The sequence below is a fragment of the Pseudomonas sp. ACN8 genome (assembly GCF_002303925.1).
Lineage (GTDB): Bacteria > Pseudomonadota > Gammaproteobacteria > Pseudomonadales > Pseudomonadaceae > Aquipseudomonas.
This window is the reverse complement of the sequence record NZ_MRCS01000023.1, coordinates 1-19,621: the sequence shown is the minus strand read 5'-3', so window position 1 is coordinate 19,621 and position 19,621 is coordinate 1. Positions and strand designations below refer to the sequence as shown.

The 19,621-nt window shown below is 61.5% G+C and carries 15 protein-coding genes and 1 pseudogene; 12 read left to right on the top strand and 4 right to left on the bottom strand.

What is annotated here, in order from left to right:
• Window positions 1-31: 31 nt before the first annotated feature.
• Both BSF44_RS14710 and BSF44_RS14705 read left to right on the top strand, forming a co-directional pair.
• Window positions 32-1,093 carry a M4 family metallopeptidase gene (locus BSF44_RS14710; protein ID WP_095944106.1) on the top strand — a complete coding sequence of 354 codons (1,062 nt, stop codon included), beginning with the start codon at window positions 32-34 and terminating at the stop codon, window positions 1,091-1,093.
• Entirely contained in the window at window positions 1,090-1,413 is a 324-nt protein-coding gene (locus BSF44_RS14705; protein WP_095944105.1) for a protealysin inhibitor emfourin, read from the top strand. The genes BSF44_RS14710 and BSF44_RS14705 overlap by 4 nt, the downstream gene beginning before the upstream one ends.
• A 17-nt stretch (window positions 1,414-1,430) precedes the next feature.
• Here BSF44_RS14705 and BSF44_RS14700 read toward each other — a convergent pair whose 3' ends face one another.
• Window positions 1,431-1,769 (bottom strand): FKBP-type peptidyl-prolyl cis-trans isomerase, encoded by a 339-nt coding sequence (locus tag BSF44_RS14700; protein ID WP_095944104.1) that lies wholly within the window; start codon window positions 1,767-1,769, stop codon window positions 1,431-1,433.
• Between the two features lie 173 nt (window positions 1,770-1,942).
• On the opposite strand from BSF44_RS14700, the gene BSF44_RS14695 reads away from it, so the two are divergent.
• The 3 genes from BSF44_RS14695 (at window position 1,943) to BSF44_RS14685 (ending at window position 6,286) form a co-directional block, all read left to right on the top strand.
• Window positions 1,943-3,016: a sensor domain-containing diguanylate cyclase gene (locus BSF44_RS14695; protein ID WP_095944103.1), complete on the top strand. Its 1,074-nt coding sequence runs from the start codon at window positions 1,943-1,945 to the stop codon at window positions 3,014-3,016.
• Between the two features lie 220 nt (window positions 3,017-3,236).
• Window positions 3,237-5,045, top strand: a complete 1,809-nt coding sequence (locus tag BSF44_RS14690; RefSeq protein WP_095944102.1) for a monovalent cation:proton antiporter-2 (CPA2) family protein — start codon at window positions 3,237-3,239, stop codon at window positions 5,043-5,045.
• A gap of 143 nt (window positions 5,046-5,188) precedes the next feature.
• On the top strand, window positions 5,189-6,286 hold the full coding sequence (locus BSF44_RS14685; RefSeq protein WP_095944101.1) for a DNA alkylation repair protein: 1,098 nt from the start codon (window positions 5,189-5,191) through the stop codon (window positions 6,284-6,286).
• Window positions 6,287-6,391: 105 nt separating this feature from the next.
• On the opposite strand, the gene BSF44_RS14680 is transcribed toward BSF44_RS14685, so the two are convergent.
• Window positions 6,392-7,282 carry a LysR family transcriptional regulator gene (locus BSF44_RS14680; protein ID WP_095944100.1) on the bottom strand — a complete coding sequence of 297 codons (891 nt, stop codon included), beginning with the start codon at window positions 7,280-7,282 and terminating at the stop codon, window positions 6,392-6,394.
• A 132-nt stretch (window positions 7,283-7,414) separates the two neighbouring features.
• Here BSF44_RS14680 and BSF44_RS14675 point away from each other — a divergent pair, with 132 nt between their 5' ends.
• Together BSF44_RS14675 and BSF44_RS14670 are read left to right on the top strand one after the other, a co-directional pair.
• Complete coding sequence (locus BSF44_RS14675; RefSeq protein ID WP_095944099.1) at window positions 7,415-9,064, top strand: GMC family oxidoreductase; 1,650 nt, start codon at window positions 7,415-7,417, stop codon at window positions 9,062-9,064.
• 154 nt (window positions 9,065-9,218) lie between these two features.
• The gene (locus BSF44_RS14670; RefSeq protein ID WP_095944098.1) at window positions 9,219-10,841 is read left to right on the top strand and encodes an MFS transporter; all 1,623 of its coding nucleotides are present in this window, start codon (window positions 9,219-9,221) and stop codon (window positions 10,839-10,841) included.
• Window positions 10,842-10,894: 53 nt separating this feature from the next.
• On the opposite strand, the gene BSF44_RS14665 is transcribed toward BSF44_RS14670, so the two are convergent.
• The gene (locus BSF44_RS14665) at window positions 10,895-11,263 is read right to left on the bottom strand and encodes a DUF427 domain-containing protein (protein ID WP_095944097.1); all 369 of its coding nucleotides are present in this window, start codon (window positions 11,261-11,263) and stop codon (window positions 10,895-10,897) included.
• 258 nt (window positions 11,264-11,521) lie between these two features.
• On the opposite strand from BSF44_RS14665, the gene BSF44_RS14660 reads away from it, so the two are divergent.
• The 3 genes from BSF44_RS14660 to BSF44_RS14650 all read left to right on the top strand — a co-directional run bounded on the left by BSF44_RS14660 (window position 11,522) and on the right by BSF44_RS14650 (window position 14,896).
• Entirely contained in the window at window positions 11,522-13,468 is a 1,947-nt protein-coding gene (locus BSF44_RS14660) for a DNA topoisomerase III (RefSeq protein ID WP_256589079.1), read from the top strand.
• Window positions 13,469-13,540: 72 nt separating this feature from the next.
• Window positions 13,541-14,044: a GNAT family N-acetyltransferase gene (locus BSF44_RS14655; RefSeq protein WP_095944095.1), complete on the top strand. Its 504-nt coding sequence runs from the start codon at window positions 13,541-13,543 to the stop codon at window positions 14,042-14,044.
• A 522-nt stretch (window positions 14,045-14,566) separates the two neighbouring features.
• Window positions 14,567-14,896, top strand: coding sequence for a hypothetical protein (locus BSF44_RS14650; RefSeq protein ID WP_032829393.1), 330 nt, complete (start codon window positions 14,567-14,569; stop codon window positions 14,894-14,896).
• Window positions 14,897-15,075: 179 nt separating this feature from the next.
• Here BSF44_RS14650 and BSF44_RS14645 read toward each other — a convergent pair whose 3' ends face one another.
• Window positions 15,076-16,578 (bottom strand): aldehyde dehydrogenase family protein, encoded by a 1,503-nt coding sequence (locus BSF44_RS14645; RefSeq protein ID WP_095944094.1) that lies wholly within the window; start codon window positions 16,576-16,578, stop codon window positions 15,076-15,078.
• Between the two features lie 355 nt (window positions 16,579-16,933).
• Between BSF44_RS14645 and BSF44_RS14635 the strand changes: the two genes are divergently transcribed.
• On the top strand, window positions 16,934-17,440 hold the full coding sequence (locus BSF44_RS14635) for a DoxX family protein (RefSeq protein WP_095944092.1): 507 nt from the start codon (window positions 16,934-16,936) through the stop codon (window positions 17,438-17,440).
• A gap of 171 nt (window positions 17,441-17,611) precedes the next feature.
• A pseudogene (locus BSF44_RS14630) lies at window positions 17,612-19,621 on the top strand (hypothetical protein); the annotation flags it as partial.

The following is a 19,621-nucleotide window of genomic DNA, read 5'->3' as shown; positions in this document are numbered from 1 at the left end:
TATCGCCCGCTATCACGCCAGGGATGCACTGATGACCGACTCACGAGCACTGCGCAGTTTTATCCCGCCCTACATTCTCAATCGCATCATCGCCCACGGCTCAGAGCCGCAGCGCACGGCGGCGATGATCACCCTGCATCATGTGCAAAGCCTGCTGCCCAATCCCGGGCCACCTTCGCAGCCGCCGGAGCGGGCGATTCTGCCGCCGCGCGGCAAGCCGGGCGTAGCCCAGCGCAGCGTGCACGACGCCCAGAACAAAATGCTGCTGCCAGGTATGCCGGTGCGCCTGGAAGGTCAGCCGGCCACAGGCGATGCGGCCGTCGATGAAGCTTACGACGCACTGGGTGCCAGCTATGATTTCTTCTGGAAGGTGTTCGGCCGTGACTCGATCGATAACAACGGATTTGCCTTGGTCGGCAGCGTGCATTATGGCCAGGGATACGAAAACGCCTTTTGGAATGGTGCGCAAATGGTCTTCGGCGACGGTGACGGGGAAATTTTCCAGCGTTTTACCCGCTCGCTGGATGTAGTCGCCCATGAACTGGCCCATGGCGTGACCGAAAGCGCGGCCGGGTTGATTTACGCCAACCAGTCAGGAGCCTTGAACGAGTCGCTGTCGGATGTGTTCGGTATCCTCACCAAGCAATTCGTCCTCGGCCACACCGCCGAGCAGGCGGACTGGTTGATCGGCGCTGACTTGTTGAGCGCAAGGATCAACGGCAGAGGCCTGCGCTCGATGTCCCATCCGGGCACGGCCTACGACGACCCGCTGTTGGGCAAGGATCCGCAACCGGATCACATGCGTGAATTCGTCATCACCCAGGAGGACAATGGCGGTGTGCACATCAATTCCGGCATCCCCAATCGCGCGTTTTATCTGGTGGCCAGAGCACTTGGCGGGTTCGCCTGGAAGAAAGCCGGAGTAATCTGGTACGACGCCCTGTGCGACAAACGCCTGGATCCGGACGCCAGCTTCGATGCCTTCGCCCGACTGACCGTCCACCATGCCGGCCAACGCTTCGGTGCGCGAGAAGTCGAGGCCGTGCGCCAGGGGTGGGCTCAAACGGGCATCGAAATCACGGAGACCCTATGAAAACCCTGCCTGCATTGGGCGACGACACCCGGGTTCGCCTCTCCCGCCAGGGTGGTTTCGCGGCGATTCACGCCTTGAGCCGCCCTCGGGAGATTGAATTTGCGCAATGCGACATCAGCCAGCGCACCCGCATCTGCTCGGTACTGGAGGGTTGCCTGACCCTGGACAGTTCGGTGCCCGGGCGTGGCGACCAGCGCTTTTACCAGATAGAGGTGAACTATCGGCTAGGCGAGCGGGAAGACCGGATGGTGCTTAAAGTGCCGGAGGACCAGGCACCGGGAGAACTGGTACATCTTTGGGATACGGGGGAGTTGCTGTAGATCCCCCCTGCCCGCGGTCAATCATCCCGCGTCAGCACTTCCAGCAACTCGATCTCGAAAATCAGGTCCGAATTCGGCGTGATCTTGCCCATGGTGCGTTCGCCATAGGCCAGGTGCGCCGGCACCAGCAACTTGCGCTTGCCGCCGACCTGCATGCCCATGATGCCCAGGTCCCAGCCCTTGATGACCCGCCCGGTGCCGATCACGCACTGGAAGGGCTTGCCACGGCTGTAGGAGGAATCGAATTCGGTGCCGTCCTCCAGCCAGCCACGGTACTGGGTGGTGATGAGCGCGCCTTTTACGGCGGCTTTTCCGTCACCCACCTGAAGATCGATTACCTGAAGCTCGTCATTCATTGAATTCACTCGTATGCTCTCTCGCCCTCAAGGGCCGGATGGGCGCCGTTTTCCCAGATTTACCCTCGATTGGCAACCATTGCCGCCTCTGCGCGCAGCGTTTAAAGCTGTTTACTGAACTAAAATAATCAACAATTACCCGTACGGTTCACCGCCCTGATGGCCATCCCCGAATGATCCTGCTCTGGACCAGTCTCATCCTAGGTTCAACGACGCTCAGCCTGATCGTCGCGCTGGTCTGGCGCGGGCGCTCGTTGCAAAAGCGACTGGCGGAGTATCGCGCGATCATCAACAGCCTGGCCGAAAGCCGGAACATCCACCAGGATAGTGACGCAGAGCGCTTCAAACGCAGCCAGTACTTTGCCCGCATCGGCACCTGGGACTGGGATGTCGACACCGACCGGTTGTATTGGTCGGATGCGATTTTCGGCATGTTCGGCTTCAAGATCGGCGAAGTGACGCCCTCTTACGCCCTGTTCTGCTCCTGCGTGCATCCGGACGACCGCCTCAGGGTACGGGCCGGCGAACTGCGTTGCCTGGAAACCGGCGAAAACCATGACGAGGAATACCGTGTGGTCTGGCCCGACGGAACGATCCGCTGGCTGCGGGAAACCGGCAACGTGGTCAAGAATGACCACGACGATACGATCAAGATGATGGGCGTGGTTCGCGACATCACAGAAGAAAAGGCCTCGGCCAACTACCTCAAGCACCTGGCCCATTACGACCCGTTGACCGGCCTGCCCAATCGTCTGGTGCTCGAAGAGCGCCTGTCCGAAGCCCTGGAGCTGGCGCGCACCGGTGCCACGCGGGTGGCGCTGGTGTTTGTCGATCTCAATGGATTCAAGGCCATCAACGACCGCTATGGTCATGCGGCCGGCGACCGCGTGCTGGTCACGACCGCCACCCGGCTCAAGCGCATTCTGCGTGGCACCGACACCGTCGCCCGGATCGGTGGCGACGAATTCGTGGTCATCCTCCAGGGCCTGCCCCAGGGCAAAAGCCTGCAAGACGAAGCGCGCACCATTTGCCAGAAAATCTTCGTCGAACTCTCCCCGCCCGTGACCATCGGCAACGACCAGCGCCATATCGGCACCAGCCTCGGCGTCGCCGTGTTCCCCGATCATGCGCCGAGCATCGACCGCTTGCTGCACATTGCCGACCTGGCGATGTATGAGGCCAAGCGCAGCGGGAACAATCAGTATCGGCTGGGCACCGAGAGCGTGGTGCGGGCGCATAGCGAATAGCGCTTCGTCGACGGGAGCCTATCGCGAGCAGGCTCGCTCCCACAGTGATTTGTGCCGTACACAGAATTTGCGTACGACCAGGAAACATTGTGGGAGCGAGCCTGCTCGCGAAGGCCGCGGCCCGACTGTAAAGATCTAACTGACAACCCACGGTAGATCTTCGGCGAGCCCAGCCTTTATCCTTGACGCCCCCGCTGTGTCGAGTTCTGGAGTTTCACCCATGCCCCATGAAGGCAACCTGCTACAAGCCGCTGTCGTGTTTCTGATGGCGGCCGTGCTCATCGTTCCCTTGGCCAAGCGCCTGCAACTGGGGGCGGTTCTGGGCTATCTGTTTGCCGGAGTGATCATCGGCCCGTCGGTGCTGGGCCTGATCGACAATCCGCAAAGCGTCGCGAACATTTCCGAACTCGGCGTGGTGTTGCTGCTGTTCATCATCGGCCTGGAGCTGTCGCCGCGACGCCTGTGGGTGATGCGCAAATCAGTGTTCGGCGTGGGTCTGGCGCAAGTGTTGTTCACTGGCACGGTGATTGGCGTGGTCGCGCTGTGGCTGTTTGGCCAACCGTTGAACACCGCGATCGTCCTGGGCCTGGGCCTGGCGCTGTCGTCCACGGCGTTCGGCCTGCAAAGCCTGGCTGAACGCAAGGAACTGACCAGCCCCCACGGGCGGCTGGCGTTCGCGATCCTGTTGTTTCAGGACATCGCCGCGATCCCCTTGATCGCCATGGTGCCGTTGCTGGCCGGTGGCGACCACAGCACCACCGCCAGCGAAAACCTGAACCACGGCCTGCAAGTGCTGGCCAGCATCGCCGTGGTGGTGATCGGCGGGCGTTATCTGCTGCGGCCGGTGTTTCGCGTGGTGACCAAGACCGCGTTGCCAGAAGTCTCCACCGCCACGGCGTTGCTGGTGGTGATCGGTACGGCATGGCTGATGGAGCTGGTCGGCATTTCCATGGCCCTGGGCGCCTTCCTCGCCGGCCTTTTGCTGGCGGACTCCGAGTATCGCCATGAACTGGAAGCCCAGATCGAGCCGTTCAAGGGCCTGTTGCTCGGGCTGTTTTTCATCAGCGTCGGCATGGGTGCGAACCTGAGCCTGTTGCTGAGCATGCCGGTGGCGGTGCTGGGCCTGACCCTGCTGCTGATCGCGATCAAACTGCCGCTGCTGTTTCTGGTCGGTCGCCTGGCCGGGGGCTTGAAAAAAGTCAGTGCGATCCGCCTGGGCATCGTGTTGGCGGCCGGTGGTGAATTTGCCTTTGTGGTGTTCAAGATCGGGCGCGACCACGGGCTGTTCGCCACCGAACTGTATGACTTGCTGGTGCTGACCATCACCCTGTCCATGGCCGTGACGCCGCTGTTGCTGCTGGTTTGCGCGCGGTTGGTCAGCCCGAAAGTGCAACCGGTGGAAGTGCCGGAGAAGTTCCGCGAAATCGACACCGATGCGCCACGGGTGGTGATCGCCGGCATGGGTCGCATGGGCCAGATCATTGCGCGGATTCTGCGCGCACAGAACATCAAGTTCGTGGCCCTCGACACTTCGGTGGAAACCATCGAACTGTCCCGCAGTTTTGGTGGCGTGCCGGTGTTCTATGGCGACCCGATGCGCCCGGAAATCCTCAACGCGGCCAAGGTCGGGGAAGCCGAGTATTTCGTGATCGCCACCGACGACCCGGACACCAACATCAAGACCGCGGAACTTGTGCGCAAGCTCTACCCGCACATGAAAATCATCGCCCGTGCCCGTAACCGTCAGCATGTGCACCGACTAATGGACGTCGGCGCTCACGCCGTGCGCGAAACCTTCCATTCGAGCCTGGAAATGAGCCGCCAAACCCTGATCGGTCTGGGATTGACCCAGGCCCAGGCGGATGCGCGGATCAAGCGTTTCAAGCAGCACGACGAAGAGGTGCTTGAAGCCCAGCATGCGGTGTACGACGACGCGGTGAAAGTGATGCAGACGGCGCAGGAAGCGCGGGTCGAACTGGGCCGGTTGTTCGAGTCGGATCAACTGCAGGAGCAAGCGGGCAAGAATTGAGGTGAATTTGAGCGCCTCATCGCGAGCAGGCTCGCTCCTACACTGGATCTTTGTCGCTTATACGCTCTTCTGTAGGAGCGAGCCTGCTCGCGATGAACGATAACGCGGTGTGATGGATCAACAACAATTGCCAGGGAGCCACCATGACTGACCAACAATCTCCGGCGCTGAAGGAAATCTTCAACCCCGAGCGCCTCCAGCACATCGCGAGCGAAATGACCGCGGTCTATCCGTCATTCGAGGCCAGGCGCTTCCTGAAGCTGGCCCAATCCGGCCTGGCAGACCTCAGCGTCATGCAACGCATGGCCCGGGTCAGCGAGTGCCTGCATGCGGTGTTGCCGCTGGACTTTGAAGCGTCGCTGCAGGTGCTGCGCGCCCTTGCCCCGCGCCTGAACAGCGGCTTCGTCAGCATGTGCCTGCCGCACTATGTCGCCAGCTACGGCGCCCATGCGTTCGATCAGTCGATGGACGCGCTGAAGTACTTCACCACTTTTGGCTCTTCGGAATTCGCAATCCGTCACTTCCTGCGCAGTGACCTCGAGCGCTCACTCAAGCTGATGCACGCCTGGTCCCTGGACGACAACGAGCACGTTCGGCGCCTGGCCAGCGAAGGGTGCCGGCCACGCCTGCCCTGGTCATTCCGCCTGGAACCCATCCAGGCCGATCCGACACTGGCCGCGAACATCCTCGACAACCTCAAGGCCGACAGCAGCCTGTACGTGCGCAAGTCCGTGGCCAACCACCTCAATGACATCACCAAGGATCATCCCGACTGGGTGCTGGACCTGATCGAAAGCTGGTCGCTGGACAACCGGCACACCGCATGGATCGCCAAACACGCCCTGCGCAGCCTGATCAAACAGGGCAACCAGCGGGCACTGGCGATCATCGGCGCGGGCGGCAAGCCTGAAGTCGAGATCGTTGATGTGAAAGTCGAACCGCCGGTGATTGGCCTCGGAGAAAAAATCACCCTGTCGTTTGCCGTCAAATCCACCGTCCAAAGCAGCCAGCGCCTGGTGATCGACTACGCCATCGATTACGTCAAGGCCAACGGCAGCACCTCGGCGAAGGTGTTCAAGCTCAAGGCATTGACGCTGCCGGGCAACGCCGTCGAAGCCGTCAGCCGTGGTCAGCAGATCAAGGAACTCACCACCCGCCGGCATTATGCGGGGCGCCATGCGGTGCATATCATGGTCAATGGTGAGCGGCTGGCCAGCACGGCGTTCGAGATTCTCGGTTAAACCATAAGATCAATTCTGTATGTGCCGCCGCCATCGCGAGCAAGCTCGCTCCCACATTGGAATGCGGTCCCCTGTAGGAGCGAGCCTGCTCGCGATGGCGCCAGCTCAGGCACCGCCCAACAACAACCCCTGCTCCCGCTCACACATCTGCACCACATAATCCCACAACACCCGCAACCGCACCGACTTGTGCAGCTCCCGGCGGGTGCTGATCCAGTAGCTGCGCTGGATGCTTTCGTCCGGCAACAAAGGCACCAGACCGGGATCGGCACTGGCCATGTAGCACGGCAACACGGCAATCCCCAGGCCTGAGCGGGCCGCCTGTTGCTGGGCAATCACGCTGGTGCTGTGAAACACCACCCGCGGATTGCGGCAGAAGCTGTTGAGGAACATCAGTTCCTGACTGAACAGCAGGTCGTCGACATAGCCGATCCACGCATGACGCCCCAGGTCCTCACGACTGCGCAACGGCGGTGAGCGGTCGAGGTAGTCCTGGCTGGCATAGAGCGCCAGGCGATAATCGGTGAGTTTGCGGGTGACCAACATGTCGGCAGCCGGACGCTCAAGGTGGATGCTGATTTCCGCCTCGCGGTTGAGGATGCTGACAAAGCGCGGCACCGCCACCAGTTCCACCTCCAGCCCCGGATAGCGCTCGAACAAGCCGTTCATGCGACTGGCCAGGAACATGATCCCCAGCCCTTCCGTCACCCCGACGCGGATCTTGCCCAGCGGCGCGGTGGACTGGGTGATTTCCTCCTGGGCCAGCAGTGCCACGTTCTCCATCGCCTCGGCGTGTTTAAGCAACGCCTCGCCTGCCGGGGTCATCTCGTAACCCTGGGCATGCTGGACGAACAACGCCGTACCGAGGCTTTTTTCGATGGCCTCGATATGCCGCGCCACGGTGGCGTGGGTGGTATTCAAGCGACGGGCAGCCGTAAGCAAACGCCCGCTGCGCTGCAATTCGAGAAAAAACCGCAGGTCATTCCAGTCGAACATGAAGCGTCCTTGTTCTTTGCCGTTCGGGATGCTGTTTAAAAACGCACAGCGGCTGCGCAAAAACTAACATTCTTTTGACGAAAGCTAACAACTAGGATGACAGACAACAAGAACAACAAAACGAGATCAGGGATGCAGACTTCTCTGGATGAATACGATTACATCGTGGTCGGGGCCGGGCCGGCCGGGTGTCTGCTGGCCAATCGATTGTCGGCCAATGCGCAACATCGCGTGTTGCTGCTCGAGGCCGGAGGCCGCGACAACTATGCGTGGATTCACATCCCCGTGGGCTACCTGTTCTGCATCGGCAACCCGCGTACCGACTGGTGCTTCAAGACCGAAGCGCAACCGGGCCTGCAAGGTCGCGCCCTGAGTTACCCGCGCGGCAAGGTGCTGGGTGGCTGCTCCTCGATCAACGGCATGATCTACATGCGCGGCCAGGCCGGTGACTACGATCGCTGGGCCGCCGACGGCAACCCTGGCTGGAGCTGGCAAGAGGTGTTGCCGCTGTTCAAGCAGAGTGAAAACCACTTTGCCGGTGCCGCCGAATTTCACGGTGCCGCGGGCGAATGGCGAGTCGAACGCCAGCGCCTGTCTTGGCCGATTCTCGATGCCTTCCGCAGCGCCGCCGAACAAAGCGGCATCGCCAGCATCGATGACTTCAACCAGGGCGACAACGAAGGTTGCGGTTACTTCCAGGTCAATCAGAAGGCCGGCATCCGCTGGAACGCGTCCAAGGCCTTTCTCAAACCCATTCGCCAGCGTCCCAATCTCACCGTGCTGACCGGTGTCGAAGTCGACCGCGTGCTGCTGGACAATGGCCGCGCCTCGGCGATCAGCGCCCGCTGGCAAGGCCAGGCGAAAACCTTCAAGGCGCGCAAGGAGATTGTCCTGTGTGCCGGCTCGGTCGGTTCGCCCAGCATCCTGCAACGTTCCGGCATCGGCCCGCGACCATTGCTTGAGCGGCTGGGCATCGGCGTCGCCCATGAGCTGCCCGGTGTCGGCGGTAACTTGCAGGATCACCTGCAACTGCGGCTGATCTACAAGCTGGAAAACGCCCGCACCCTGAACCAGATTGCCGGCAGCCTGTGGGGCAAGATGGGCATGGGCCTGCGCTACCTGTATGACCGCAGCGGCCCGCTGTCCATGGCGCCGAGCCAATTGGGCGCCTTTGCCCGCTCGGGGCCGGAGCAGACGTCAGCCAACCTCGAATACCACGTGCAACCGCTGTCGCTGGAGCGCTTTGGCGAACCACTGCATGCCTTCCCGGCGTTCACCGCGTCGGTCTGCGATCTGCGTCCGCAAAGCCGTGGCCGGGTGGAAATTCGCTCCGCCGATCCGCAAGAAGCCCCGCTGATCCAACCCAATTACCTGAGTCATCCGCAGGACCTGCGGGTCGCCGCCGACGCCATTCGCCTGACCCGGCGCATCGTGGCCGCTCCGGCCCTGCGCGCCTTCAATCCGGTGGAATACCTGCCCGGCGACAGCCTGCAAAGCGAGGAGCAACTGCACGAAGCCGCCGCGCGGATCGGCACCACGATTTTCCATCCGGTGGGCACCTGCCGCATGGGCAACGACGCCGACGCCGTGGTCGATGCGCAACTCAAGGTCCATGGCATCCACGGCCTGCGCATTGCCGATGCCTCGATCATGCCGCGCATCACCTCGGGCAACACCTGCTCGCCGACGTTGATGATTGCCGAGAAGGCGGCGCGGATGATCCTCGACTCCGCTGCACACACAATCCCTGTAGGAGCGAGCCTGCTCGCGATGACGGAATGACAGTCAACATCTTCGTTGTTTGACCCACCGCCATCGCGAGCAGGCTCGCTCCCACAAGGATCACATCAGATTCACGGACACTGAGCATTACCCCTGAAATGGAACACGCAGCACCAGTGGAACAACAAAAACAATCACTGTGAGGGATACCGGAATGTCGGAAAACGTTCAAACCCTGGAAGCCGTGCGCAGCGCGGGCACCAGCCAGGAAACCCAGAAAGTCATCTTCGCCTCGTCCCTCGGGACGGTCTTCGAGTGGTATGACTTTTTCCTCTATGGCGCCCTCGCGGCGGTGATCAGCAAGCAGTTCTTCGCCGGGGTCAACGACACCACGGCGTTTATCTTTGCCCTGATGGCCTTCGCCGCCGGCTTCATCGTCCGGCCGTTCGGCGCGCTGGTGTTCGGGCGATTGGGGGACATGATCGGGCGCAAGTACACCTTCCTCGCCACCATCGTCCTCATGGGCCTGGCGACGTTCTGCGTCGGATTGCTGCCGACCTACGCCAGCATCGGCATCGCCGCGCCGATCATTCTGGTGGTGCTGCGCATGCTCCAGGGCCTGGCCCTGGGCGGTGAATACGGCGGCGCCGCAACCTACGTCGCCGAGCACGCGCCCATCGGCAAGCGTGGCTTCCACACCAGCTGGATTCAGTCCACCGCGACCCTGGGCCTGCTGCTGTCGCTGCTGGTCGTGCTGGGTTGCCGCTACTTCACCGGCGACCAGTTTGAAGTCTGGGGCTGGCGCATTCCGTTCCTGTTTTCCATCGTGCTGCTGGGCATCTCGACCTGGATTCGCCTGAGCCTGCACGAGTCGCCAGCCTTCGTGAAAATGAAAGAAGAAGGCAAGCTGTGCAAACAGCCGATTCGCGATTCCTTCGGCAAATGGGAAAACCTCAAGGTGGTGTTGATCGCCCTGTTCAGCATCAATGCCGGGCAAGCGGTGACCTTCTACGCCGCGCAATTCTACGTGCTGTTCTTCCTCACCCAGTTCCTGAAAATGGACCCGGCCGTGGCCAACGGCCTGCTGATTGTCAGCGTGACCATTGGCGCCCCTTTCTTCATTTTCTTTGGCTGGCTGTCGGACAAGGTCGGGCGCAAACCGGTGCTGATGATCGGCCTGCTGCTGGCCACCGCGTTGTACTTCCCGATCTTCAAGACCCTGGCCCACTACGCCAACCCGGCCATCGACCAGGCCAGCCGCCAGGCACCGATCACCGTGATGGCCGACCCGGCCACCTGCACCTTCCAGTTCGACCCGGTGGGCAAGGCGAAATTCGACAGCCCGTGCGACAAGGTCAAGACCTTCCTGGTCAAGCAGGGCCTGCCGTACCAGAGCGCAGCGGCCCCGGCCGGCAGCGGCGTGCAGGTCAGCGTCGGTGACGTGAAGATCGATGGTTTCGACGAAGCCGCCCTGCGCGGTGCCGTGACCCTGGCCGGTTACCCGCAAAAGGCAGACATGCAGCAGATCAACAAGCCGATGATCGTGGCACTGATCGTTGCCCTGATCATCATCTCCGCGATGTGCTACGGCCCGCTGGCGGCGTTGATGGTCGAACTGTTCCCGACCCGCATCCGCTACACCTCGATGTCCCTGCCCTACCACATCGGCAACGGCTGGTTCGGCGGCTTCCTGCCGACCGTGTCGTTCGCGTTGGTGGTGTACACCGGGGACATCTTCTACGGGCTGTGGTACCCGGTGGTGATCACCGGGGTAAGCCTGGTGGTGGGGATGATTTGCCTGCGTGAGACGCGCAACGTCGATCTCGACAAGAACTGAGGTCATTGTTCGCGACGAGGGAGCGCCTCCCTCGTCGCGGTAACCAGCCCCAATCAAACCTCGGCATCGAGCAGCTCGAACTTCACCTGATCCGGGTAGAACGCCACGTACTCACGAATCTGTTCGACAGACACCTTGGGGTTCTCGTAACTCCACACCGCGTTGGCAGCTTCATGCCCTGGCACCTGCAAACTGAAATAACTGGCATCGCCCTTGTACGGGCAATAACTGGTGTGGTCGGTGCGGGCGAAATACTTCTCGTCGATATCCTCGCGCGGCACGTAGTACACCGGCGGGTAATTGGCCTCCAGCAACACCAGGGCCCGCGCCGAGGCAGCCACTTGAATACCGTGAAATCTCACCAGCAGACAGCCAGGCTGCTCGGCGATGGTGATGACAGGGCTAGGACCGGAGCTTTTCATGGAATGCGTTCCTCATGACGGTGATGGACCTGCAAATCGATGATGCGGGAGCGTGGCTTGCCCGCGATGGGCTGCGCAGCGGCCCCAAAACCTGAAACCTCGATTTATCAGGTATAACCCAAGTTTTACCCTCACGACTGCTTCGCAGCCGAACGGGAGTGACACACCAAGCTGTACATCCATACAGATAAAGATTGCTCCATCGTCCATCAAGCGCCATTCTGTGCACCCTTGGCACATTGATCGACGATGGTGGTTATGCGGCTGTACCTCTGTGAAAAACCTTCCCAGGCCAAAGACATTGCGGCTGTCCTCGGCGCCCGGCGCCGGGGCGATGGCTGCTGGCTGGGAACGGACGTCACGGTGACCTGGTGCATCGGCCACCTGCTGGAAACCGCACCGCCGGATGCCTACGACGCGCGCTACAAGCGCTGGGTGCTGGCGGACCTGCCGATCATTCCCGAAAAGTGGAAAATGACCGTCAAGCCGCGCACCGCCAGCCAGTACAAGGCGGTCAAGCGCCTGCTCGGTGAAGCCTCCGAACTGATCATCGCCACGGACGCCGACCGCGAGGGCGAGATGATCGCCCGGGAACTGGTGGAGCATTGCCGCTATCGCGGGCCGATCCGCCGGCTCTGGTTGTCGGCGCTGGACGATGCGTCCATCCGCAAGGCCCTCGCGGCCCTCAAACCGGGCAACGAAACCTTCAGCCTCTATCACTCGGCCCTGGGGCGGTCCCGGGCCGACTGGCTGATCGGCATGAACATGAGTCGATTGTTCACCCTGTTGGGGCGCCAGTCCGGCTATCAAGGCGTGTTACCGGTCGGCCGGGTGCAAACGCCGACCTTGCGCCTGGTGGTGGATCGCGATCGCAGCATCGCCGACTTTGTGCCCGTCCCCTATTGGGCCATCGACGTGCAATTGCTGCACAACGGGACCACGTTCACGGCGCAATGGCGCGCGGCATCGGAGCTTTGCGACGATCAGGACCGCTGCCTGAACCAGGCGCTGGCCCAACAGGCGGCAGCCGCCATGCGCGGCGCGGCCAGTGCGCGGGTGATCAAGCTGCGCACCGAACGGATGCGCGAAGTGGCCCCGCTGCCGTTCGACCTGGGCACCCTGCAGGAGGTCTGCTCGAAGAAGCTCGGCCTCGGCGCCCAGGAAACCCTCGATATCGCCCAGGCACTCTACGAAACCTACAAAGTCATTACCTATCCGCGCAGTGATTGCGGCTACTTGCCCCTCAGCCAGCACAGCGAGGCACCGGCCATTCTGGCGGCGTTGCGCCAGGCCGATTCTGCGTTGAACGCCTTGCACGATCACCTTGATCCGCAACGGCGCTCACGGGCCTGGAACGATGCCAAGGTCAGCGCGCACCACGGCATCATCCCCACGGCGGCGGCGAAGAATCTCGACAAGCTGGCGGGTAAACAGCGTGCGGTCTACACCCTGATCCGCGCGCGGTATCTGGCGCAGTTCCTGCCCAATCACGAATACGACCGCACCCAGGCCGACTTCGACTGCGCCGGCGAGGCCTTGCGGGCTGTCGGCAAGCAGATCATCGAGCCTGGCTGGAAACGCGCCCTGCCCGAAGCACTGGCGCAGGCCAAGGGGCGCGAAGCCCCGGCGCCGCAGACACTGCCCAACCTGGCCGAAGGCATGGATTGCGCAGTGGCCGGCGTGCAATTCAAGGACCTCTGGACGCAACCGCCAAAGCCGTTCACGGAAGGCGACCTGATCAAGGCCATGAAGAATGTCGCCAAACTGGTGGAAGACCCGCTGCTCAAGCAAAAACTCAAGGACACCACCGGCATCGGCACCGAAGCGACTCGCGCGTCGATCATCCAGGGCCTGCTCGACCGTGGTTATCTGGTCAAGAACGGCAAGGCCCTGGCCGCCACGCCGGCCGCGTTCAGCCTGATCGACGCCGTACCGCGGGCCATCGCCGATCCGGGCACCACGGCGATCTGGGAGCAGGCCCTGGACATGGTGCAAAGCGGGGAAATGAGCCTGGAAGAGTTCGTCACCAAACAGGCGGCGTGGATGAGCAAACAGGTCAGTCGCTGTGCCGGGCTGAGCCTGACCATCAGCGGCCCACCGCCCGGTGGCTCCGCCGCGGCCCCCTGGAAGAAAAAACGCAAGAGCACCCCACGCAAACCAGCAAGCGGCACCAGGCGCAGGGCAAAGCCGGCAAGCAAAACCTGAACCCGGCACCGAACCCTGTGGGCAACCATAATGAACGGTGTCCCTGCCCCGGCGTAACTGGAGCCAACCCGCATGCCTTCGATAGAACTGCACGCCGCCGAACGCGATGAACTGGAAACCATCGAGAACCTGATGCAGTTCTACACCTACGACTTCAGCGAATGGTTGCCGCTGAAACTGGGCGAATACGGTTTGTTCAACATCCTTCCCATGCCCGACTACTGGCGAAACCCGGCCACCCGGCCCTTCCTGATCAAGGTCGACAGTGAACTGGCCGGCTTCGTGACCGTGGATAACCAGGTCCATCTACCCGGTGCCGACTACAACATCGGCTATCTGTTTGTCAGCCGACGCTTCCGTGGCCAGGGTGTCGCGCGATTTGTCGTTTCCACCCTCTTGAGCCGCTTCCCCGGTCAATGGCAGATTTTCCACATCAAGGCGAACCAGCCGGCGCGCCTGTTCTGGGCCGCCGTAATGCCGGGGCTCAACGTTGGCGGGTTCACCTTGCATCAGCAGGTAGTTGACGGTCATCCCTGCACTTTTTACCGCTTTGAGTGTCCGCCTTTGTCGTCCTGACCGACACGACCTCGCCCCCCGCGCTAATTCCCAACAGCTTTGTCCGACAATATGTAGTGACTGAAAATATTCACTACAAAACCGTTGACGCCTCCGATTTGCCCTTGCATGATGCAGACGTCTCCCCGATCGGGAGTACAGGCAACACGTTTGAGCAAGCTCGTCTGACCGCCGAGCTGTTTTTCCCGGATACACGCTGCCCACAAGGCAGATTGAAGAAGCTGACCTGGCCTGAACGTCCAGTACAAGGGCGAGAAGTCTTGGCGAGCAATCCTCATGAAGCTTGTGGCCGACCCTGAAAACGTCGGCAGTGGCCTTAAGGTTTTCGCCGCTTCTCTTCGTTGTGACGCTATTGCGTAGCAGTTATTCAACACGACTACATGCAACAGACGCAGGACCCCGCCCGATAAGGCGGTCGAACGCTGACGTCCTGGTTTCGGTGCCAGGGATCAACTAACCGATGGGCTACCTGTATTAGCGAATCAACTTTGAAAGATCACCAATTGGTCAAGGGGCTTTATGATGAATTTGAACAATCAACCAACTATCGATGAACTGGCTCGTATCTTCGCTGCAAAGAAAGACAGCCACGACAACCATATTCTCTGGATCAGCAAGTGTGGCCAGGTTCATATCGACTGCCTGTCGCCGCACGCCCATGAAGCAGAGTTCGACCAGAACAACCAGAACCTGTTGGCCCGACTGAAGATGTACCGTCGCGGCCAGGGCTATGTCGGCAAGAAAGCCGCCGCCGACAAGGACTTCATCGGTAATGTTCTGCAAACCCTGAAACAGGCCTGGGCCTCGATGCAGAATCAGAACGAAGTTCGGGTGATTGACCGGTTCTACTAATTGAAATGAGTCATGACTGACTTATTGATAAACAAGGCCTGCTCCCGATAAGGAGCAGGCCTTTTTTATGCCTGAACGGAGATCAACAGTGGGAGCAAGCCCGCAGGGTTTTGTAGTGATCAGAACCGTCGTCCATTCAAAAAGTGACCGCCCTTGCAACGGTCACAGGCTGGGCCATCTCAGCGTTTGACACCCAGATCGACCTGGGTCATGCGGCTGCGAATGGTGAACACGCCATCACCGGAGAGAATCGCACTGCGAGCAAACAGGCGCCCGCTCTCCCAGTTCGAAAGCCCCAGTTCCGGCTTGTTCAGCGCGTACTGGCCGTCGACCCAACGAGTGATGCCATTGCCGACAAAAGGCGCGTTGACCGCGTTGTAGAAACGCTCCTGGGCCTCGGCACTTTCACTGATCAGCGACACCGTGAATTGCGGGCTGTAGCGATTGAACAAGTCAATGGCACTGTCCAGGTCGTCGACGATCTTCAGGCTGACTTCCGGGGTTTCTTCCCACTCCCACTCACGGCCCAATTGATCTTCCGGCAACGGCTCGGCCTGTGCCTCGCTCTGATAGCCTTCGGCGCGGTACACCTGGACCGTTGCAGCCAGCCAGTCCTGCGGCAGGTGCGACTCGCTGCCTTCGACGATGTGCAGCTTGCATCCCTGGCCCCTTGCGGTGCCGGCCTGCTTGAGTGCGTCGAGGAACAGCGGCACCAGTTCAGCGGCGCGGTCGCGGTGAATCAGGCAGACGTTCAGGGTGTTGCAGACCTTGCGGTCCAGGGAGTTGCGCACCACGGCGGCAAAGCGCGAGGCATCGGCATCGGCGTTGGCAATCAGCCACGCGCCACCGGTGCCGTGCAGGCTGACCGCCGTGCCGGCCTGCTGGGCAATGCTGCCCAACTGGCTGACGGCACGACCCGAACCACGGGCCACCGCCAATGACAGGCGCCGGTCAGCGAACATCGCCCAACCGGCGGCGTGGTTGACACTTTCCACCAGCGATACGGCACCGACCGGCAGGCCGGCGTCGCTCAGTGCGCGATTCAGTGCATGGGTGACGATCGCCTGGGCGGTGCCCAACGCATCACTGCCGATGCGCAGCACGGCGGTGTTGCCGGTGCGCAATACACCGGCCGCGTCGGCAAACACATTCGGCCGGCCTTCGAAGACGAACGCGACAATGCCCAGGGGCGAGACCACTTGCTCGACTTTCCAGCCATCGTGCTCGACGCAACTGATCACCTTGCCACGGCTGGCCGCTGCATCACGCCAGGCGCGCAGGCCGGCGATCATGTCGCGACGCATGCGCTCATCGGCCAGCAAGCGGGTGGTCGAGCGACCGCGTGCCTTGGCCCGTTCGATGTCGGCCAGGTTGGCGGCTTCGATCAAGGCCCAGCATTCCGGGGTTTCCAGGCGTTGGGCAAACAGGTCGAAAAACGTGCTGATCGCTTGATCGGACACTGTCGACAGCGCGGTAAAAGCCGCCTGGGCGCGCTCGATCGCGATGTTGGCCGCTTGCTGGTCCGCCACGGGGATCAGCAGCAGCTCGCCATTGACCTGCTCCACCAGCAGGTGGTCACCGGGCTGGAAGCGTTGCGCCAGTTCGGGGCTGACGACAGTGACACGATTACCGGCGAAAGGGATCGGCGTGCCAGCGACTAGACGTTCGAGCGCGAGGGACATGAAGCGGTATCACCATGCAATGGGCGGCCTGAAAATGTATAGCAATTCCCCTGTGGGAGCGAGCCTGCTCGCGATGGACTCCGGAACACCGCGTTTATCCAGCAGGCACGCGTTTTCGTTAACGACCATCGCGAGCAAGCTCGCTCCTACGGGGGACAGCGGTGGCCGCTTACGTATCTCAATGTATACAGCCCCACCCCCGACACACCCCGCACGCAAAACCCCGCCACAGCGACACACCGCAGATACACCCCATTGATGAAATACGCCTGTCGATTGGCCACGCCGATCAAAGCGCTCAACTCACGGGGCATGCCGTTGCCCCGCCGCCCTGACCTGAAAGAGAGCAACGTCCATGAGCACCTCCATTTCTTCGGCCGTCAAAGGCCTGCACCTGAACCTCGACCGTGCCGGCGACTGGGTTGCCCCCCTGGCGCTGCGGGTATTCCTCGCCTGGGAATTCTTCGAGTCCGGTCTTGAAAAATTCAACGGCCAGAACTGGTTTACCGATATCCAGACGCGCTTCCCGTTTCCGTTCGACCACCTTCCAGCGACACTGAACTGGGAACTGTCGATGTGGGCCGAACTGATCTTCGCCTTGACCTTGCTGGTGGGCCTGGGCACACGTTTTTCGGCGTTAAGCCTGATGGTGGTGACCCTCGTCGCAACCGCTGCGGTGCATTGGCCCGCCGACTGGCACACCCTGAGTGAACTCGCCCAAGGCTATGCCATCAGCAACAAGGGTTACGGCAACTTCAAACTGCCTCTGATCTACCTTGTGGCCCTCACGCCCCTGCTGCTGTCGGGTGCCGGCAAGCTCAGCATCGATGCGCTGCTGGCGCGTTTGTTCTGGCGTCGCTGAAACGAAAGCTGCAACGCCCTCAGCCCCGTCACCCAAAACAGACGCGACAACCCCCTACCACTCATCGGAAACCCCTCCAGACCTGTCAGATCTGACAGTAGGCAGCCTCCCTTTTCAGGCTTTAAATCCCTCCACCGCGCCCCTCTTCCGTTCGCGACAGGAGTCCTTGTCATGCTCGTTCAACCCGTGAAAAACCTCAATCCCCTGGCCCTGCTCGCCCCGGACATTCCCGGGCGCACCGAACCGCCACTGCCTTCCGGCGAATGGGGCATCAACCGTGCCGCGGCCCAGGGCAACTTTCCGGAACAGGGGCTGAAAGTGCAGATTCCCGTGTGGTCGACCCAAGGCCTGGGCGACAAGGTCGAGTTGTTGCTCAACAACGACCCGGTCGACCTACGCACCCTTACCGATCCGGCCGAAATCGGCGAGCGCACAATCTTGTGGGTCGCGCCGGCTCGATTGCCGACGGGTTCATACACCCTGGCCTACCGGGTCACCCGGCTCAACCAGGCACCCGAAACCTACGCCCCGCCCCTCGAGCTCTACGTCAAACTGGAAATCCCCGGGGGCCAGGACACCGACCCGGATTTCGGCCACTCCAACCTGTTCATGTTCATCCCCCCGGACATCGTCCAAGGCGGCGTGGACAAGGACATCGCCGAAGAAGGGGTGCCCATTGTGATTCGCGCCGCCTCCGGCACCGGCATCCCGTACCCCGACGCCGCCGAGGGTGATGTCATCTTCGTCAGTTGGGGGGGCGTGTTCCAGCAATCAGCGCCACTGACCGCGCAGCAGATCAGCGACCCGGTCAATCACCCGATCGAGGTGCGGATCACCAAAGACACCATTGAGCAGGCCGGTGACACCGACAGCGCCGGGTTGGCCGTGACCTTCATCGTGCGCGACAAGGTCGGCAACTACTCGGAGGATTGGTGCAAGGAAACCCGGATCGTCGTTTCCATCGGCACCAGTCTGCTGCTCGCCCCTATCGTCAAGGAGACGCTGAACAATGTCCTTGACCTCGATGCCCTGGGTGATAAGCCGGTCACGGTTCAAGTGTGGGCCACCCCGCCGTCGTTCGAGCTGAACGATGTCATCGTCGTGAAGATGCGCGGCACCACCCTGGACGGTGACCCGGTCGAAATCACAGCGCCCGAACAAAAAGTCGACAACCTGCCTCACACTTACGAGCCTGAACTGTCTAGCGAAGATGTCCGCAAGCTGGTGAAGACCCAGGTCATTTTCTCTTATGAAGTGCGACGGGCCGGCATCCCCGCCCCTCTGCGTTCCAAAGGGCGGTTTGTCCAGGTCGTGGGCGAGGCCACCCGCCTGGTCGCGCCGATTGCCGAAGATGAACAACAGGGCAGCCTCGACCCCGACCTGCCCAGCACCCGCATCCGGATTCCGTTTAATCCACTGATCGTGGTCGGGACGGCGATCGAGCTCAAATGGTTCGGCACCCGACCCAATGGCAGTACCTATGATCCGGAGCTGGAGTGGTTCTCTCCGGACAAAGATGAAGCCGCCGACCCGGAAGGCTTTTTCATCACCGTCGACGGCAAACACCTCAAGACGCTCGAGGGTGGAACGCTGGACCTGTCGTACAACCTGCTCACTGATGAAGACGACACTGTCGTCCGTCGTGGCTCAGAGCACGCCGCCAAACTGAAGGTCGGCGAGCCGCAACTCGAACTGGTCAAGCCCATCGTCCTCGGTGAAACCGATGGCGCCCTGGAGCCTGGCGACCTGCCCAACGGCGCCAGCCGATTGACCGCCCCCAGACCCACGGAAAACCCGAGCAAAAGCGGGGATATCGTGACCTACACCTGGATGGGCGAAGTCAGCGGCCGAACCGAAGACTCGATCACCCTCAATGCCCTGACCGCCGACAAGGATGTGAACTTCACCCTCAATGCCACGTTCGTCGCCACCCACATCGAGCCCAATCGCGGGCAAAAGGTAACGGCCAGCTATCGCATCCTGCGCAAGGAGACGGGGAATACCAGTTATTCGAATCCGTTGACGTTCCTCGTCGGCACCGCCCTGGAACTCGCCCCGCCGAAAATCCGCCAGGCCGAACCGGACGGCAAAACCTTGCTCCCGATGAACGCCGTGGAAGCGCTGACGGCCGAGGTGCCGCCGGAAGGGTTGCTGCTGACCGACCTGCTGAGCGTGACCTGG

Excerpts from the sequence above, each read along its gene's own strand:
- BSF44_RS14710 (WP_095944106.1), top strand. The coding sequence starts at position 32 with ATGACCGACTCACGAGCACTGCGCAGTTTTATCCCGCCCTACATTCTC.
- BSF44_RS14705 (WP_095944105.1), top strand. The coding sequence starts at position 1,090 with ATGAAAACCCTGCCTGCATTGGGCGACGACACCCGGGTTCGCCTCTCC.
- BSF44_RS14700 (WP_095944104.1), bottom strand. The coding sequence starts at position 1,769 with ATGAATGACGAGCTTCAGGTAATCGATCTTCAGGTGGGTGACGGAAAA.
- BSF44_RS14695 (WP_095944103.1), top strand. The coding sequence starts at position 1,943 with ATGATCCTGCTCTGGACCAGTCTCATCCTAGGTTCAACGACGCTCAGC.
- BSF44_RS14690 (WP_095944102.1), top strand. The coding sequence starts at position 3,237 with ATGCCCCATGAAGGCAACCTGCTACAAGCCGCTGTCGTGTTTCTGATG.
- BSF44_RS14685 (WP_095944101.1), top strand. The coding sequence starts at position 5,189 with ATGACTGACCAACAATCTCCGGCGCTGAAGGAAATCTTCAACCCCGAG.
- BSF44_RS14680 (WP_095944100.1), bottom strand. The coding sequence starts at position 7,282 with ATGTTCGACTGGAATGACCTGCGGTTTTTTCTCGAATTGCAGCGCAGC.
- BSF44_RS14675 (WP_095944099.1), top strand. The coding sequence starts at position 7,415 with ATGCAGACTTCTCTGGATGAATACGATTACATCGTGGTCGGGGCCGGG.
- BSF44_RS14670 (WP_095944098.1), top strand. The coding sequence starts at position 9,219 with ATGTCGGAAAACGTTCAAACCCTGGAAGCCGTGCGCAGCGCGGGCACC.
- BSF44_RS14665 (WP_095944097.1), bottom strand. The coding sequence starts at position 11,263 with ATGAAAAGCTCCGGTCCTAGCCCTGTCATCACCATCGCCGAGCAGCCT.
- BSF44_RS14660 (WP_256589079.1), top strand. The coding sequence starts at position 11,522 with ATGCGGCTGTACCTCTGTGAAAAACCTTCCCAGGCCAAAGACATTGCG.
- BSF44_RS14655 (WP_095944095.1), top strand. The coding sequence starts at position 13,541 with ATGCCTTCGATAGAACTGCACGCCGCCGAACGCGATGAACTGGAAACC.
- BSF44_RS14650 (WP_032829393.1), top strand. The coding sequence starts at position 14,567 with ATGAATTTGAACAATCAACCAACTATCGATGAACTGGCTCGTATCTTC.
- BSF44_RS14645 (WP_095944094.1), bottom strand. The coding sequence starts at position 16,578 with ATGTCCCTCGCGCTCGAACGTCTAGTCGCTGGCACGCCGATCCCTTTC.
- BSF44_RS14635 (WP_095944092.1), top strand. The coding sequence starts at position 16,934 with ATGAGCACCTCCATTTCTTCGGCCGTCAAAGGCCTGCACCTGAACCTC.